13 protein-coding genes are annotated in these 15020 nt (G+C 58.6%); 8 read left to right on the plus strand and 5 right to left on the minus strand.

Annotated elements, in window-relative coordinates; translation table 11 throughout:
• Positions 1 to 30 precede the first annotated feature (30 nt).
• Positions 31 to 843: a class I SAM-dependent methyltransferase gene (locus HDF10_RS14395; RefSeq protein WP_311732760.1), complete on the minus strand. Its 813-nt coding sequence runs from the start codon at positions 841 to 843 to the stop codon at positions 31 to 33.
• A gap of 552 nt (positions 844 to 1395) precedes the next feature.
• Between HDF10_RS14395 and trpC the strand changes: the two genes are divergently transcribed.
• From trpC to HDF10_RS14410, 3 genes are all read left to right on the plus strand, one after another.
• Entirely contained in the window at positions 1396 to 2199 is an 804-nt protein-coding gene (trpC, locus tag HDF10_RS14400) for an indole-3-glycerol phosphate synthase TrpC (RefSeq protein WP_183814548.1), read from the plus strand.
• Positions 2200 to 2246: 47 nt separating this feature from the next.
• Positions 2247 to 2930: a phosphoribosylanthranilate isomerase gene (locus tag HDF10_RS14405; protein WP_183814550.1), complete on the plus strand. Its 684-nt coding sequence runs from the start codon at positions 2247 to 2249 to the stop codon at positions 2928 to 2930.
• 498 nt (positions 2931 to 3428) lie between these two features.
• Complete coding sequence (locus HDF10_RS14410; RefSeq protein ID WP_183814551.1) at positions 3429 to 4331, plus strand: bifunctional helix-turn-helix transcriptional regulator/GNAT family N-acetyltransferase; 903 nt, start codon at positions 3429 to 3431, stop codon at positions 4329 to 4331.
• A gap of 201 nt (positions 4332 to 4532) precedes the next feature.
• Here HDF10_RS14410 and HDF10_RS14415 read toward each other — a convergent pair whose 3' ends face one another.
• On the minus strand, positions 4533 to 6626 hold the full coding sequence (locus tag HDF10_RS14415) for a prolyl oligopeptidase family serine peptidase (protein WP_183814552.1): 2094 nt from the start codon (positions 6624 to 6626) through the stop codon (positions 4533 to 4535).
• Positions 6627 to 7019: 393 nt separating this feature from the next.
• On the opposite strand from HDF10_RS14415, the gene HDF10_RS14420 reads away from it, so the two are divergent.
• Both HDF10_RS14420 and HDF10_RS14425 read left to right on the plus strand, forming a co-directional pair.
• Positions 7020 to 8030, plus strand: a complete 1011-nt coding sequence (locus HDF10_RS14420) for a VWA domain-containing protein (RefSeq protein ID WP_183814553.1) — start codon at positions 7020 to 7022, stop codon at positions 8028 to 8030.
• A 141-nt stretch (positions 8031 to 8171) separates the two neighbouring features.
• A complete protein-coding gene (locus HDF10_RS14425; protein ID WP_183814554.1) occupies positions 8172 to 10016 on the plus strand; it encodes a bifunctional diguanylate cyclase/phosphodiesterase in 1845 nt (614 codons plus the stop codon).
• 506 nt (positions 10017 to 10522) lie between these two features.
• Here HDF10_RS14425 and HDF10_RS14430 read toward each other — a convergent pair.
• Positions 10523 to 10915 carry a LysM peptidoglycan-binding domain-containing protein gene (locus HDF10_RS14430; RefSeq protein WP_183814555.1) on the minus strand — a complete coding sequence of 131 codons (393 nt, stop codon included), beginning with the start codon at positions 10913 to 10915 and terminating at the stop codon, positions 10523 to 10525.
• A 113-nt stretch (positions 10916 to 11028) separates the two neighbouring features.
• Complete coding sequence (locus HDF10_RS14435) at positions 11029 to 11421, minus strand: YidB family protein (protein ID WP_260177888.1); 393 nt, start codon at positions 11419 to 11421, stop codon at positions 11029 to 11031.
• A 253-nt stretch (positions 11422 to 11674) separates the two neighbouring features.
• On the opposite strand from HDF10_RS14435, the gene HDF10_RS14440 reads away from it, so the two are divergent.
• Positions 11675 to 12886, plus strand: coding sequence for a trypsin-like serine peptidase (locus HDF10_RS14440; RefSeq protein ID WP_183814556.1), 1212 nt, complete (start codon positions 11675 to 11677; stop codon positions 12884 to 12886).
• A gap of 10 nt (positions 12887 to 12896) precedes the next feature.
• Here the strand turns inward: HDF10_RS14440 and HDF10_RS14445 are convergent, their stop codons facing one another.
• Complete coding sequence (locus tag HDF10_RS14445) at positions 12897 to 13964, minus strand: uroporphyrinogen decarboxylase/cobalamine-independent methonine synthase family protein (RefSeq protein WP_183814557.1); 1068 nt, start codon at positions 13962 to 13964, stop codon at positions 12897 to 12899.
• Positions 13965 to 14111: 147 nt separating this feature from the next.
• On the opposite strand from HDF10_RS14445, the gene HDF10_RS14450 reads away from it, so the two are divergent.
• Entirely contained in the window at positions 14112 to 14516 is a 405-nt protein-coding gene (locus HDF10_RS14450; protein ID WP_183814558.1) for a RidA family protein, read from the plus strand.
• A 53-nt stretch (positions 14517 to 14569) separates the two neighbouring features.
• Positions 14570 to 14980, plus strand: coding sequence for a peptide-methionine (R)-S-oxide reductase MsrB (msrB, locus tag HDF10_RS14455; RefSeq protein WP_183814559.1), 411 nt, complete (start codon positions 14570 to 14572; stop codon positions 14978 to 14980).
• Positions 14981 to 15020 lie beyond the last annotated feature (40 nt).

The following is a 15020-nucleotide window of genomic DNA, read 5'->3' on the forward strand; positions in this document are numbered from 1 at the left end:
CATTTAGTATCTGCGACACATTTCATGCAATCACGGAGTGAGGTCATCTCCGGGTTCCTTACTGGCAACGTACAGATACCTCAGCAGACGCTTTTCGCTCGTCAAAACATGGACACAGGAGAGGAACCGTTGCAGTCCCTCGAAGTTAGTATTGCCTTCCGCTGCGACCAGTTCCTCTTTCCTTTTCTCCCGTGCGTGATACCACTGCTTCGCGATCCGAGCCGCGCTCTCGGTTGTATCTTGTACGCGGACGTGTCGAAACTTCGCTCGCTCCATGAGGCGTTCATTCTCTCCGGGCGGGCTGTAGACGTAAAAGCCGATCGAGCTACGCGTAGCGATCTCTTCGTGGGAGACCATTCCACCAATTATCAGTGCGTCACTGAACAGCATGCGTCCGCCTGGCTTTAGAACGCGAAACATCTCAGCCAACACCTCGGGGCGTCCTGGAAGATGGCACAGAACGTCATTCGAGAACACAGCATCAAAGGTGTTGTCTTCGAAAGGTAGCCTCTTCGAGGCATCACACTCTTCAAAACGCACTTGGGAAGCGAGACCTCTTGCCAGCGCAAGCTGATTTGCATTGCGAACTCCCGGTTCGTTAATGTCCAGCCCTATGAGCCGACAGCCCACTTTTTCTCCAAGGTGCAACGCATATCCCCCAGAACCGCACCCCAGTTCCAGCACAAACGAATCTGATCTCAGCCGCAGCAGTTGGGGGATTGCATTAGATTCTTCCGTCGTAACCCAGCTCGTTTGCCCAAAGTCCTCGCCATAGGTCTCGATGCGCACCTGGCGGTAGGTAGCCGACTCATAATTTCCATACGCACTATCGTAGAGATCCACTTTCCGTGACATGTTAGAGATCCTCCTCGGCCAGGCTCTACCCGTGGGGGATGAGAACCCGGACCCAGATTAGCAACCATCCGACGTAGCTATGGCAAACCCGAAACGCCACTTCCCTGGAGCATATATAAGGGACTCCGGCAGCGCCCGTCATGTAGAGTTGGCTGTTCGTCACGAATGCGATGCCGTTCGAGCCCCAGCGAGCCATTCGTGTCGACCTGAACCGACTCAGGACTGACACCTACTGAACCGCCCGCGATAACGTTTTACTGTTTTACTAATCATGGGTAGTATTAATGTTGTCAATGGCTGGACGCCGCTGGCAATAGCTGGAGTGAGCGATAGGTAAGTCTCTTTCGAACCATAATCTTAGAGGCGTAACTGCCAATAAATAGAAGGGGCTCGGTGGGGCACGCAATTCGAGTTCCCCTTCGGCACCAAAGTTTCAACCTCGGTTGCAGGCAGGCAGCTTACAGTAGCCGCCAAGGGCAGCCGAGTACTGGTCGAACCGGTTTCATCCGGAACTGACCACCCAGCCATCGCAAAGGGACTATGCCCACTCAGCTCGATCAGATTCTTGCGCACACGCTTCTGCAGGTAAGAGCTCGCAAGGCGGTCGCGGACTTCGGGCTGCTTGAGAGCATGGCGGCTGCCCACATCCCGCGCGGCTTCCGTGCCGGCCTCCAGGCAGCAGCAAAGACCGGCCCCGCCATCATCGCCGAGATCAAAAAAGCCTCGCCCTCCAAGGGTCTCATCCGCAGCGACTTCTATCCCGCCACCCTCGCCAGGACCTTCGAGTCCTCCGGTGCCGCAGCCCTCTCGGTCCTCACCGACGAGGAGTTCTTCCAGGGCTCGCTCGCCTACCTCGAACAGGCGTCGTCCGTCGTCCACATTCCCTGCCTCCGCAAAGACTTCATCCTCGATCCCTTCCAGATCCTCGAAGCCCGCGCCTACGGAGCCGATGCCATCCTGCTCATCGTCTCAGCGCACAGCGACACCGCACTCGTCGATCTGCGGGACGAAGCCAGCTCCCGCGGCCTCGACGTCCTCTGCGAGACCCACGACCGCGAAGAGATGGAACGCGCCATCGCTCTGGGCTTCGACCTCATCGGCGTCAACAGCCGCGATCTGCGCACCTTCTCCGTCCGCACCGAAGTTTTCTTCGAACTCGCCCAATCCCTGCCGAAGGCCGCCGTCACCGTAGCCGAGAGCGGCATCCGCACCGCCGAAGACATCGCCAGGCTGCGAGCCGCCGGATACGATGCCTTCCTCATCGGCGAGACGCTCATGCGGCAGCCTGACCCCGCAGCCGCACTTGCCACCCTTCTGGATCGTGAGTACTCCTCCGACATCTAAACAGAAGGCCCCAACCAGAAGGCCCGCCAGCGGAGCCGGTCAACGTCATGTGGATTAAAATCTGCGCCAACACCAACCTCGCCGATGCAAAACTAGCCGCCGAGCTCGGTGCCGATGCGCTCGGCTTCGTCTTCGCTCCAAGCCCCCGTCGCGTAACCTCCGCCCAGGTCGCAAAGATCACGCCGCATCTTCCCTCCACCGTCGAACGCGTAGGCGTCTTCTACGCAGTCGATGCCTACGAGATCGCTCGCGCAGCACACGAGGCCGGTCTCACCGCAGTTCAGCTCCACAGCGGCGTAGACTTCGCACTCATCCACAGGCTGCATAAACTCTTCGCAGGCCAGGTCTCCCTCATCCAGACCGTTCACTGGCAAGTCGATGCAGACGCGGCCAGCGCGGCGATCGTAGCCGCAGAGCTGCGCAAAATTGCGGCCGACGGTTTAGTCGATAGAGTGTTGATCGATTCGAAGGTAGGCGCAGCCCTCGGCGGCACCGGCATCTCGTTCGACTGGGACACCGCGCGCAGCATCTTCGACGAGGCCGCGCCAGAACTCAGGCTGATCGTCGCAGGCGGACTTCGCCCGGAAAACGTAACCGAGGCCATTCAGGGGCTTCGTCCCTGGGGAGTGGATGTCGCAAGTGGTGTGGAGTTTGAGCTGGGCCAGAAGAGCCCGGAAAAACTAGCAGCATTTATCAGCAAGGCACGCGAGTCAAAGGTTGACTCGGTCTAGCCTCAACGCCAGCTAAAAAAGAGTTTAGGCATGGTGCGGGTACGAGTGTTGAATGTGAGCCTTCGGGGAACGGTCGTGATACCCCTGCGGCCGCAAATGGGCTGTAGGCTGCTTTGGTGCCGCAGAAGCGAACACAGGAGCCAACGCCAGCAGAAACGCGATAGAAAATTTCAGTTTCATAAGGCAACCTCTCTACGTGTCTATAAGACGCGTAACCGATGTCTCCGGATTCACATTTCTCCGCCGGATCACCACAAATGTCGGGTATTTGGATATACCCCGAAAGCGGGACAAACCTAGTATCGCCGCAAAGATAGCAATAAAAATTTGAATCCCGCCACCACGTGCCGCAAGCTGTATTACGCAACTGGTTATTACCCGCCGAGTGCCCCCGTCACTCAATCAAGCCAACTCCGTCGCGCTCTCCTTTGGGTCACTGGAAAACGTGGGAGTTATAAATACTTGCTTTTAGCAACTATTTAAACTTAGACTCCTTCTATGGCCGTCAGCAACCTCGAAGAACGGAATCAGGTCTCTGCGGTACGAGAGTTCAACCGCTTCTACACCGCGCGACTGGGCTTGCTGCGAAAGCGGCATCTGGACGGAGACTTTTCGCTGACTGAGGCTCGTATCCTGTATGAGATCGGAGCCAACCCCCAACAGACCGCATCCTTGTTACGCAACACTCTCGGCCTCGACGCCGGATACATCAGTCGAAGCCTCGCCCTGCTCACCCGGCGAAAGCTGGTGCGACAGAGCGCCTCAAAGCAGGACGGCCGGGAGAGGCTGCTTACGCTCACGCCGACGGGAGACAGAGCCGTAGCGCGGCTCAACGAACAGTCTGAGTTACAAATACAGCAGCTGCTCGCAGACCTTGGCTCCCCCGACCGCGAGGTGCTGCTTGATTCGCTCTCGAAGGTTCGCTCTATCTTGAGTCGGCCGAAAGAATCTTCTCTGCGAATCGTTCGCGTGTCGAAGTGCAGCGACGAGGTGCTTCAACTCCTGCAGGAGTACTACGATGCGATCGATGTCGTTGTACGGGATACCCCGCCTGCGATACAGGAGATCATCGACGAGCCCTCCTCCGGCGTGTGGCTCGCCTGCCTGGAAGACAAGCCCGTCGGCTGCGTCCTGCTGCGAAAGATGACCTCCCTTCCGTTCGCCGGTGAGTGCAAGCGGCTTTACGTGCAACCCTCCGCCCGCGGGCATCGCATCGCAGACAAGCTGCTGGATGCGCAGGAGGCGTTCGCTCGAAGCAGGGGGCTGCGTTGGATCTATCTCGATAGCCACGACGGTCTGAAGGCTGCAATTGCTCTCTATCGAAGGCGCGGGTACGTTCCATGCGAACGCTACAACGACAATCCCCAGGCGACAGTCTTCCTTCGAAAAAAAATCTCTTAGAGGCTGTCCTGCCGGACGGGCCCGCTGCGCGCGGGGCGATCACTTCGTGATGGGTATACCCCTTCGGTTGGCGCTCCCGTTGGTCGCGAGGGAAGATTGATTCCGACCAACGGGAGGATCACGCGAAGCTTTAAAAAGGCGTGCAAACGCCCGCCCCACGCGTAGTGGGCCCGTCCGGCAGGACAGCGTCTGGACAGTCTCTTACCGATTTAACTCGCGCACCAGAAAAGCGTACTGATCCACGGTCGCCTCGATCCGCTTGCTGAGCGGCATTCCCGCCCCATGTCCCGCCCGCGTCTCTACCCGGATCAGGATTGGATTCGTGCCCGTCTGGGCAGTCTGTAACGCCGCCGTGTACTTGAAGCTGTGCGCGGGATAGACGCGGTCATCATGATCGCCCGTCGTAATCAGCGTCGCCGGATAAGCCACGCCCTGCCGAATATTGTGCAGTGGCGAGTACTTGTAGATCGCGGCAAACTCCTCCGCGTTCTCTGAAGGAGATCCATACTCCTCCTTCCACGCCCAGCCGATCGTGAACTTGTCGAAGCGCAGCATATCCATCACGCCAACCTGCGCGATCACAGCGCCGAACAAATCAGGCCGTTGCAACTCGCATGCGGCAACCAGCAGGCCGCCGTTGCTCCCGCCGGAGATGGCCAGCTTCGCTACAGAGGTGTATCTGTTCGTGACCAGCCACTCCGCTGCAGCGATGAAGTCGTCGAAGACGTTCTGCTTCTTCAGCCGTGTTCCCGCCTCGTGCCACACCTCGCCATACTCGCCGCCGCCGCGCAGGCTGGGCTGGGCATAGATCCCGCCCATCTCCATCCACATCACATGCGCGGAAGAAAACTCCGGCATCAGCGGCACATTGAACCCGCCATACGCATACAGCAGCGTTGGCGCATTGCCGTCGAGCACAAGTCCCTTCTTGTGGCTGATAAACATTGGTACGCGCGTGCCGTCTTTGCTGGTGTAAAAAATTTGAGTCGTCTCATAGAGCGCCGGATCGAACAACAGCTTCGGCTGTCGATAGACGGTTGATTGGCGCGTCTTCACATCGAGCCGGTAGATCGTACCCGGCGTCGTAAAGTTAGTGAACTGATAGAAGGTCTCGGTATCCTCACGCAGTCCGCCGAAGCCGTAGGCGGTGCCGATCGCCGGTAGCTTCAGCCGCTCGATTAACTGCCCATCAAGGCTGCGAAGCTCAATCAGGCTCTGCGCATCGGCCAGATAGTTCGCGATGAACGTATCGTCGATGATCGAGATGTCGCTCAGCTTGTTTTTGCTCTCGGGGATCACCGTCTTCCAGTGTTCGCGCTCGGGATGATTCAGGTCGATGGAGATGACCTTGCCGTTGGGGGCATCGAGCGTCGTGAGCAGCCAGAAGAGAGTGCCGTCGTTGTTGATCGGCGCGTAGGTCGCATCCGCAGTTTCGATCAACCTCAGAATCGCGGAGTCAGGCTGCTGAAGGTCTTTGATGGCGACCTCGTTGTTCGGGCTCGTGCCTTTGCTCTGGTAGAGCACCAGGTATCGCCCGTCATCGGTGACATGCGCGCCGAGATTCAACTCCTTTTCGTCAGGACGGTCGAAGACCAGCTTGTCTTCGCTCTGCGGGGTGCCGAGTTTGTGAAAGAACACCTTATGAAAGTAGTTGGCGGCCTTCAGCGCCTCGGCCTCTGGCGCGTCGTAGCCCTCGTAGAAGAAGCCGCTGCCGTCCTTGAGCCACGCCGCCCCGCTGAACTTCGACCACTCGACGATATCGGGCAGATCCTTGCCCGTCGTGACATCGCGCACATGCCACTTCACCCAGTCGCTGCCTGCGTCGGCAATCGAATAAGCCGCCAACGATCCATCGTCGGTGATGCTGAGGCCGCTGATCGCGACCGTACCATCGGCCGAGAAGGTATTCGGATCAAGCAGTACCTTCGGCTCGCCCTCCAGACCTTCGTGCCAGTAGAGGACATTCTGATTCTGCAACCCGCTGTTGTGCGAGTAGAAGTATCGCGCTCCACGCCGCGCAGGAGCAGTGTATCGCTCGAAGTTGATCAGCTCCATCAGCCGCTTCTGCATCGTCTCGCGAGAGGGAACCTCCGCAAGATAGCTCTGCGTCAGCTCGTTCTCGGCGTCCACCCAGGTCTTCAACTCGGCGGAGTCGACATCCTCCATCCACCGGTAGGGATCGCTGACCGTAGTGCCAAAGTAGTCGTCCGTCTGTTCCACCTTGCGGGCAGTCGGATACGTGAGAGCTGAGGTCGTCTCAGGGGAGGGGAAAGCAACAGCAGAGCTTGTAGTCATCAGGTCAACTTTCGGTTCAATCTTGGTTCCGGGGGGAGATCAGACAGCCACCCTCGGACTATAACTTAGATGAGTAATCCTGAAGTAAGTCGCCGCGAGGCAGTACAGATTCCTATCGGGTGGACGCAAATGGGAAAGACCTCTTTCCGGACGTGAAATCCAGACGCGAAAATCCGGACACGAAAATAAAGTTGAGAAAGGTGGCGCATCGTTCGACTCCAAAAAAGTGACAGCTAAAACACCACGTCAGCCATGCAATCCACCACGATCACACCACGATTTCACCATCGCAAAACACCACAAAAACGTTAAACCCTCAGTAAAAACCACTCTTTGCCACAAACCATTTTTTTTGTAATCAAAACCAAATTTTTCTCCGTTTAGACTTGAGCTATGCGGACTCTCCACACCGTCCTCCTGCTCTGCGCCGCACTCCCCACCATGGCCCAGACCCAGGCGCCGACGGACACTCAGAGCTACACCCTCAAAGCCCAGTCCAACGTGGTCCTTGTCCCAACCACCGTCCAGACCAAACACGGCGAGATGATCTACGAGCTCAAGCCGGAGCAGTTTGTCGTTGAAGATAATGGAGTTCCCCAGACAGTTCACGTCGATCAAGACACTGACTCCCTTGGCCTCTCCCTCGTCGTCGTCGTCCAATGCAGCCGCTCTGCCGGCTACGAGTACCGCAAGCTAAGCGGCCTCGGCTCGATGATCGACGGCATCGCCGGCGACGCCCCGCGCGAGGTCGCCATCGTCACCTACGGCTCCGCACCGCTGCTGCTCGGCAAGTTCTCCAATAGCGTCGACGCCATGGCCCGCGCACTCGCGCAGCTCGAGCCCTGCGACGATCCTGAAGCCTCAACTCTCGACGCCGTTGCTTACGCAACGAAGCTGTTAGAAGCCCGCCAGAACCACTATCGCCACGCGATTCTGCTGATCAGCGAGACCCGTGACCACGGCAGCACAGCCAAGCCGGCCGAAGTGGTCGCTGCGCTTGGGAGAACCAATACTGTCGTCGACTCCGTGGCTTTTGGGCCAGGAAAAACGGAGGTTATGAGCGATCTGAAGTACGGCGGCGGCAGCGGGCCGATCGGCCTACTGGTGATGGCGGTGAACGCCCTGAAGAAGAATGCGGCGCATGAGCTGGCTGCGCTCTCCGGCGGCGAGTATATCAACTTCACCACGCAGCGAGGCTTCGATGAAGGTCTGCATCAACTATCGAATCACGTGCATAACTACTATCTGTTGAGCTTTCAGCCGCATGCCGAGGCGAACGGCGAGCCTGCGTCGGGAATGCACAGGATACGGGTAAAGATTCCCGATTTTCCTGAGGCACGAATCCGCTTTCGCGAGAGCTACTTTGCCGGTGAGCTGGATGCCGCCGCGGCAAGCACGAACTGAGGCATCGAACGCGAGTTGAACAAGATGGTTCGAGATCGTTCGTTGGGTGGTTGAACTTTCAGGAAGGAGCATACTAGGAGTCCGATGACAGGCGATGAAGCGGAACGCTGCTTCTGCCGATAAGGGGACTTCGGGCTGGTTATGAGTATTGGTTCTCTCAACGAGACCGTAGAGGAACGCGGATCATCTCTGTGGCGGCTGACGACGGTCGCTCTGGTGCTGGTGTGCCTGGGCTATGCCGCTCTGCTGCTGAATATCCGTAGCTGGGATAACGGCGGGGTCACGATCCTGTGGCCTTCAAACGGTTTGCTGCTGGGGGTCCTCCTGTGCTCGAGGCGCCGACAGTGGGCAGCTTTCCTTGCCGTGGGCTTTGCCGTCGATCTTGGGCTCAACCTGGGATTGACGTTTGCGCCCTGGACCTCGGTTTATCTTGCCGGCTGCAACATGCTGGAGGTCGGCATTGCGGCTGCGCTGATGTATCGGACGATCTCGCCCAATCCAGACCTTACCCGACGCAGGCAGTTGATGAGCCTGCTGCTGTTTGGTGTTGTCTTAGCGCCGGCGATTGCTTCGGCGCTGGCTCAGCTGAGCATCTCGAACCTTCACGCGGTGCCGAGATTTACGGCGGCCAGACACTGGTTTGTGGCGGATGCTCTTGGGATCGCGGTGATGACGCCGCTGTATCTGTCGTTCCGGGAGAGGGAGCAGTTTCCCGGCCGATCCCGGCTTGAGGTTGCTGGACTGTTGTCGCTGCTGGTCGTTGCTGCTTTGGGAGTCTTCTGGCAGACGCGGTTTCCACTTCTGTTCCTGCTGTTGCCTGTGCTGCTGCTGCTTGGCGCTCGTCTGCGCCTGGCAGGCTCTGCGCTTGGGCTGTTGATCGTGTCGATCATCGGCGGATATCTGACGATTCGGGGACGCGGTCCGATCGCACTGGTGCACACCGGCTCTCCGATGACTGGCGATCTGCTGCTGCAGTTCTTCGTGGCAGTGTCGATGCTGGTGCTTTATGTCGTTGAGGTTGTGATCGCCGAGCGCGAGAGGCTGCAGGTCAACCTGAAGTCCAGTGAGACGCTGTTTCGTCTTTTGGCTGAGGCTTCGAACGATGTGATTGTTCTCTCGGATCTATCTGGCGCGAGGCGTTATGTTTCGCCGGCTGTGATCACTGTGCTGGGGTGGGAGCCCGGGGAGCTGGTTGGTCAAACTCACCTTCAGATCGTTCATCCGGACGATCTTGCTGCGGTGGAGGCTTTGATGCGGGCTTGTCGTGAAGGGGAGCCGGTCGAGGCGTTGATCTATCGGTGCGCCAGAAAGGATGGAAGCTATGTCTGGATGGAGGCGAGCATGCGGCTCTATCACGACGAGACGACGTGGGCGCCTATCGGGTTCGTCAACGTCGTGCGGGATGTGACGGCTCGCAAGGCGGCTGAGGAGGAGCTGAACCGTGCCTTCCGACTGGTGGAAAATCTCGCGATGGCTGATGGCCTCACCGGTGTAGCCAACCGGCGGCGGTTTGAGGAGAAGATGGACAACGAGTGGCGGAGAGCGATGCGCGATCGCTCGCTGCTTTCGGTGTTGATGATGGATGTCGATCATTTCAAGCCTTACAACGACCTGTATGGGCATGTGATGGGCGATAGCTGCCTGCGCCAGATTGCGGTGGCGGCGCAGGAGGTGATTCACCGCTCGTCGGACCTGTTCGCCCGTTACGGGGGCGAGGAGTTTGTGGCCGTGCTGCCGAATACCGACAGCGGCGGCGCGCAGCTGGTCGCCGAACAGATTCGACGAGCGGTGGAGATGCTTGGCCTGCCACACTCGGGCAGTCCCAGCGGGGTCGTGACGGTCAGTATCGGCTGTGCGACCAAGACGCTGGGGCATGACTCGACTTCGACGGAGCTGGTGGATGCGGCGGACCAGGCACTCTATCAGGCGAAGTCGGCGGGCAGAAACCGGGTTGAGGTGGCTGCGACTTCGACGATTTTGGGTTGATGGGTACCCCCTCCCCCATTACCCGCGTGTAAAGTATTTATTTTTAATAGTTTACCGAGGGAGGCTAGACGCAAAAACGTCATTCTAAAGGGTTTGTCTGCAGATTCCTGCAAACAAAGGGGTTAGGGGTTATGGGTTATGTCTCTCCTCCATAGAAAAAGCCCCGGGGTTGGCCGGGGCTTTTCGATCTCTATTCAGTATAGCGGTTTGACCATAACTGATACGCCACGCGAATCTGCTGGATTGGCGCGGTTTTTCGTGGTTTGGGGGCTTGACAGGATCTTTGATCCAGCTCGTTGAGACGTGGGGCTCCCGGGTGTCCTGCCGGACGGACCCGCTACGCTTGCCACCCCACGAACGAAGACCTGTTCGCGGGGACCCCGATTCGGGCGATCACCTCGTGATGGGTATACCCCTTCGGTTGGCGCTCCCGTTGGTCGCAAAAGGAAGATTGATTCCGACCAACGGGAGGACCATGCGAAGCTCTAAAAAGGCGTGCAAACGCCCTAGGTGATGACAGGGAGCTGAAGGGTGGTGCCGACATTGATCTTGTTGGGGTCGGCGATGTTGTTGGCCTGGGCGATCTGAGGATATTTGCTGGCGGTGGCGTAGAAGAGCTGGCTGATGGCGCCGAGGGTGTCTCCGGATTTGATGGTGTAGGCCTGGGTGTCTCCGCCGGTGTTGGCGATCTCATGGTGGAGGTCGGAGTAGGTGGGGTCGGCTTTTTTGATGCTGTCCCAGACGCGTTCGAGGATGACTCTGGAGGGAACGGTGCCTTTGATGTGGAGCTGCTCGCCGTCGAGGTCGACTGCGTCGAGGGTAGCTCCGTAGGGGGCGAACTTCTGCAGGGATTCAATGACACCGGCGTACTTCTGTTTCAAAGCGTTAAGATCTGCCATGACGTAGCTCTCCTTGGTCAGCTTGGCTGACTGTTGTGTGATGCTGTTTTGGGAGTGAGCGCTGTGGCCCGGCGCTGGCTCGAAGTAAGTCCCGCACTCGAAAAGATGACGGGCTAGACGAATTTGCTGAGAAGACTCTGCGCCATGCTGCCCATGGAGCTGGTCGGGGTAGCTTGCCCGTTGGGGGCGAAGTGCTGGATAACCATTGGCAGGACGGTGGCGAGGGCTACCTGGACGATCTGAGGCGAGACGCCGGCTTTCGCTGCGGTCGACTCGATGAGTCCGGTTCCGCTGAGGCCCTGCTGCACTTGTTCGGGAGTGGCTGTTGTGGCCTGACCTGCGCCCCAATTGTTGACGTGCTCGGCCATTCCGTTGTTCTTGAAGGCGTCGAGAACGCCCTGAATTCCTTCGGGGTGCTGGGTGAGAGCTTCAATAAAGCCACCTGCAACTTTGGCCTGATCGGTGCCGGCTGCGGCGCCGGTCTGACCAGCGAGCGATTGAATCATATCCATAATTCCCATGTTGTTCACCTCGCCCCCAATATATGACCGATTTAGGACAAGTGCCGCTGTTAGCGAAAAATATTTATTGATTTGTCATGGGATTGAAAGTGCAGTTCGGTCGGCTTTTTTCGTTGACCAGTCTACTTTCCCGCCGATAGCTGGTAGCTGAAGACAGGCGTATACTTGGCTCGTTCTTGGTCTCAGTATTCAGGAAGCTTTACGATCGCGGGCCCCAAAGAAAACAGGGGAGGCGTGTATGAGCGCAAAGAGCAGAGTTGCACGAAAGCGAACCATATCCCAGCCGCCGTTGAGTGCAGATCAGATTCTCCGGCTCGACAATATTTACAAACACAAGCCATCACCCAAGGAACTTCATTCCCTGAAGAGTTCCAATGCCTTCACCATTCCCCATGCGGGAGGCAAGTTCGACCTGGAGAAGGCGATTCGCCAGATCCGCACGAAGGACGGCACGGTGTCCTGGCAGGTTGAGGGCGATGTGAAGATCATTCGCGGGAAGCCCATTGAGAAGTTTCATCTCCTGCGTCCGGGCGAGGCCAACGAAGCGCCGACGCTACCGCTGCCTCCACCTGGCGAGGGGAAGCGCAACTCCCCGACTCTGCCTGTGCCGCCGCCCTTCCGCCCTGAGTGGGCCGACCAGATCTATCACCCGAAGATGGTGACGCGGATGCCGCGACCGACGATGCGGCGCAAGAACGGCGATCGTGTGACACCGCTGTACATCTGGGGTCAGGATGCGCGGCAGCCCTTTTTCCCCTCTGGATACCCTTTGCAGTGCATCGGGAAGCTGCTGATCTATACCGATCCGTACAGCTTCGTGCCGTCGGAGTTTGGCACGGGAGCGCTGGTGGGGCCGGATATCGTGTTGACGGCGGCGCACTGCGTGCCGTGGAACTCGAACCCTGCCATGATCCAGTTCATTCCTGCTTACTTCGAGGGGGTTTCCACGCTGGGCGCCAACGTTGCATCCTATGTGGTCGATGCCTCAACTTATGTCGATAATCTAACGAATCCTGCGCCTGCCTTCGACTATGCCGTGCTCCGTCTGCAGGACCGTCTCGGGGACAGTCTGGGCTACTTTGGAGCCAAGTCCTATGACACGGGCTGGAACGATGGGAACTACTGGACTCTTGTCGGGTATCCGGGCGACGTGGCCGGCGCAGAGGAGCCGTCCTCTCAAAGCGGAATCAGCTTCCACGATGATGATGAGGACAGCAACGACCACGGAGACGCGCTCGAACTGGAGACCGAGAATGGCGATGCAAACCACGGAGACTCCGGGGGGCCGATGTTCGCGTTCTGGGACGACGGACCTTACATTGTTGCCGTGCTGGTGGCAGAGGAAGAGGAGTATTTCTTCTGGCCCTTCACCACAGAGCTCAACAACGTTGCTTCGGCTGGGCCGGCGATGATCCAGCTGATCCAGTGGGCGAGGAGTACCTGGGGATAGCTGCGTTTGGCTAGGCGAGGCCGAGTTCGCGGGCGGCGATTGCGGTGCCCTCGACCCTGGCCTGGATCTTGCTGAAGGCTATGTCGCGAGCGGTGGAGGTGTCGTCGGCGAAGGGAGCGAAGCCGCAGTCGTCGGTGGTTCCGAGCTGCGATGCCGGGAGGAAAGAGGCTGCTTCGAGGACGCGGTCACGCACCTGAAGCGGGGTTTCAATCTTCGGATCGATGGGATCAATGACGCCGAGGAAGATGGTTTGATTCGGCTGAAGCAGTTGGCTTACCAGACGAAGGACTCGTTTTCTGTCGGGTTCGCTGGCCATCTGGAGGTAGAAGCGCCCGACATTCAACTGGAAGAGATCAGGCAACAACTTCGAGTAGTCCACGTCGGCGCTGTGGGTGGAGTCGTAGTCGCCTCCGGGGCAGACGTGAACTCCGATGCGAAGGCGCTCTGCTGAGTTGAATCGTTCGAGCACCTGATTGTTGAGGGCTATGAAGCTGCGCAACAGATTGGCGGAGGGATCGAGTTTGAGGGAGAGCCTGGCTTCGGTGAAGTCGATCTGGACGGAGTCTGCTCCGGCCTTGAGGGCGCCACGGATGTCGGCTGCTGCTGCGTCGATGAGGTCAGCCAGAAACTCTTCGCGAGGATAGCCCGGTATGCCGGCTGGTGGATAGAGCAGGCTCAAGGCAGAGGCGGAGATAACGGCCTGTTTGATGGGGAGCCGGGTGTAGCGGCGAGCTGCGGTGAGGTAGCCGGCAGCGTAGACGCCATAGTGGAAGGGACCTGCTGTGATGCGAGGCAACTGACGGATGTGCCCGTCGGCGAAGGGGATGGTGACTCCGTCGGGGGCGAGATTGGTAAGCCCGGAGAGGGGATAGGTCGCGAAGCTGGGCTTGGTCTGCTCGCCGTCGGTGAGGATGGGGGAGCCGGTCTGCTCCAATCGGTGGATGGTGTCGCGGAGTGCTTCGGCCGTGGCTTCTTCAAGCGCCTCGCTGCTGATCTGCTTGTTGTGGAAGGCGGCGATGGTTTCGAGCAACGCGGCGGGACGGGGGATGCTGCCGATGGGTTCAGTCGGGATCGCCATAGGAGAGGAGCATATCGTTTTGCAGTTCGGGGGAACATCCATCAAAAGATTGAGCTTGAGCAGGCACGGCTGGGCGAAGTGGCTGTATGGATGCGTCTCTGCCGGTGGGGTTTTTCATTGCCTGAAGAACGGGATAGACTTAGCGGCATGAGCGATCAGAAGAAGACTGCAGTTTCTACGAAAGAGGCTCCGGCGGCGATTGGGCCGTACTCGCAGGCGGTGCGGGTGGGCGATACGTTGTTTGGGTCGGGGCAGGTTGGGCTGGATCCGGCGACGGGCCAGCTGGTTGCCGGGGGGATTACGGAGCAGACGGTTCGAGTGCTGGAGAACGTGAAGGCGGTGCTGGCGCAGGCTGGGCTGGATCTGAGCCATGTGGTGAAGACGACCGTGTTTCTGAAGACGATGGGGGACTTTGCGGCGATGAACGAGGTCTACGCAAAGTACCTGGCGCCTGAGGGGGTGGTTGCGCCGGCGCGGTCGACTGTGGCGGTAGCCGGGCTGCCGAAGGATGCGCTGGTGGAGATTGAAGTAATCGCCAGGGGAGCGGCTTGAAACATAACCTGGGCCTGGACATCTAATTGAATGCACGACAGGAGGTTTGAGTAATGGCCGAAGCGACAAAGGTACAGAAGGTTCATAAGACGGAGGCGGAGTGGCGCGAGCTGCTGACTCCGGAGCAGTTTCATGTGATGCGCGAGGGCGGGACGGAGCGGCCGTTTACCGGGGCGCTGGTGAATAACCATGAGGACGGGGTGTATCACTGCGGGGCTTGTAATGCGCCGCTGTTTACCTCGGATAAGAAGTTCGAGTCGGGGAGCGGGTGGCCGAGCTTTTGGAACCCGGTTTCTCCAGATGCGATTGTTTCAATCGAGGATAATTCGCTCGGGATGAGGCGGGTGGAGGTGCAGTGCGCGAACTGCGGGGCTCACCTGGGGCATGTGTTCCCGGATGGGCCGAAGCCTACGGGGCTGCGGTACTGCATCAATAGCGCTTCGCTGGGATTCGAGAAGCAGTGATTTAAGAAGCAGTAAATCGCGTTGAAAAACAGGAAAAGCC

This window comes from Tunturiibacter empetritectus (assembly GCF_014201375.1).
GTDB classification, from domain to species: domain Bacteria; phylum Acidobacteriota; class Terriglobia; order Terriglobales; family Acidobacteriaceae; genus Edaphobacter; species Edaphobacter lichenicola_D.

Coding starts and splice junctions, on each gene's coding strand:
- trpC (WP_183814548.1), top strand. CDS start 1,396: ATGCCCACTCAGCTCGATCAGATTCTTGCGCACACGCTTCTGCAGGTA.
- HDF10_RS14405 (WP_183814550.1), top strand. CDS start 2,247: ATGTGGATTAAAATCTGCGCCAACACCAACCTCGCCGATGCAAAACTA.
- HDF10_RS14410 (WP_183814551.1), top strand. CDS start 3,429: ATGGCCGTCAGCAACCTCGAAGAACGGAATCAGGTCTCTGCGGTACGA.
- HDF10_RS14415 (WP_183814552.1), bottom strand. CDS start 6,626: ATGACTACAAGCTCTGCTGTTGCTTTCCCCTCCCCTGAGACGACCTCA.
- HDF10_RS14420 (WP_183814553.1), top strand. CDS start 7,020: ATGCGGACTCTCCACACCGTCCTCCTGCTCTGCGCCGCACTCCCCACC.
- HDF10_RS14425 (WP_183814554.1), top strand. CDS start 8,172: ATGAGTATTGGTTCTCTCAACGAGACCGTAGAGGAACGCGGATCATCT.
- HDF10_RS14430 (WP_183814555.1), bottom strand. CDS start 10,915: ATGGCAGATCTTAACGCTTTGAAACAGAAGTACGCCGGTGTCATTGAA.
- HDF10_RS14435 (WP_260177888.1), bottom strand. CDS start 11,421: ATGATTCAATCGCTCGCTGGTCAGACCGGCGCCGCAGCCGGCACCGAT.
- HDF10_RS14440 (WP_183814556.1), top strand. CDS start 11,675: ATGAGCGCAAAGAGCAGAGTTGCACGAAAGCGAACCATATCCCAGCCG.
- HDF10_RS14445 (WP_183814557.1), bottom strand. CDS start 13,964: ATGGCGATCCCGACTGAACCCATCGGCAGCATCCCCCGTCCCGCCGCG.
- HDF10_RS14450 (WP_183814558.1), top strand. CDS start 14,112: ATGAGCGATCAGAAGAAGACTGCAGTTTCTACGAAAGAGGCTCCGGCG.
- msrB (WP_183814559.1), top strand. CDS start 14,570: ATGGCCGAAGCGACAAAGGTACAGAAGGTTCATAAGACGGAGGCGGAG.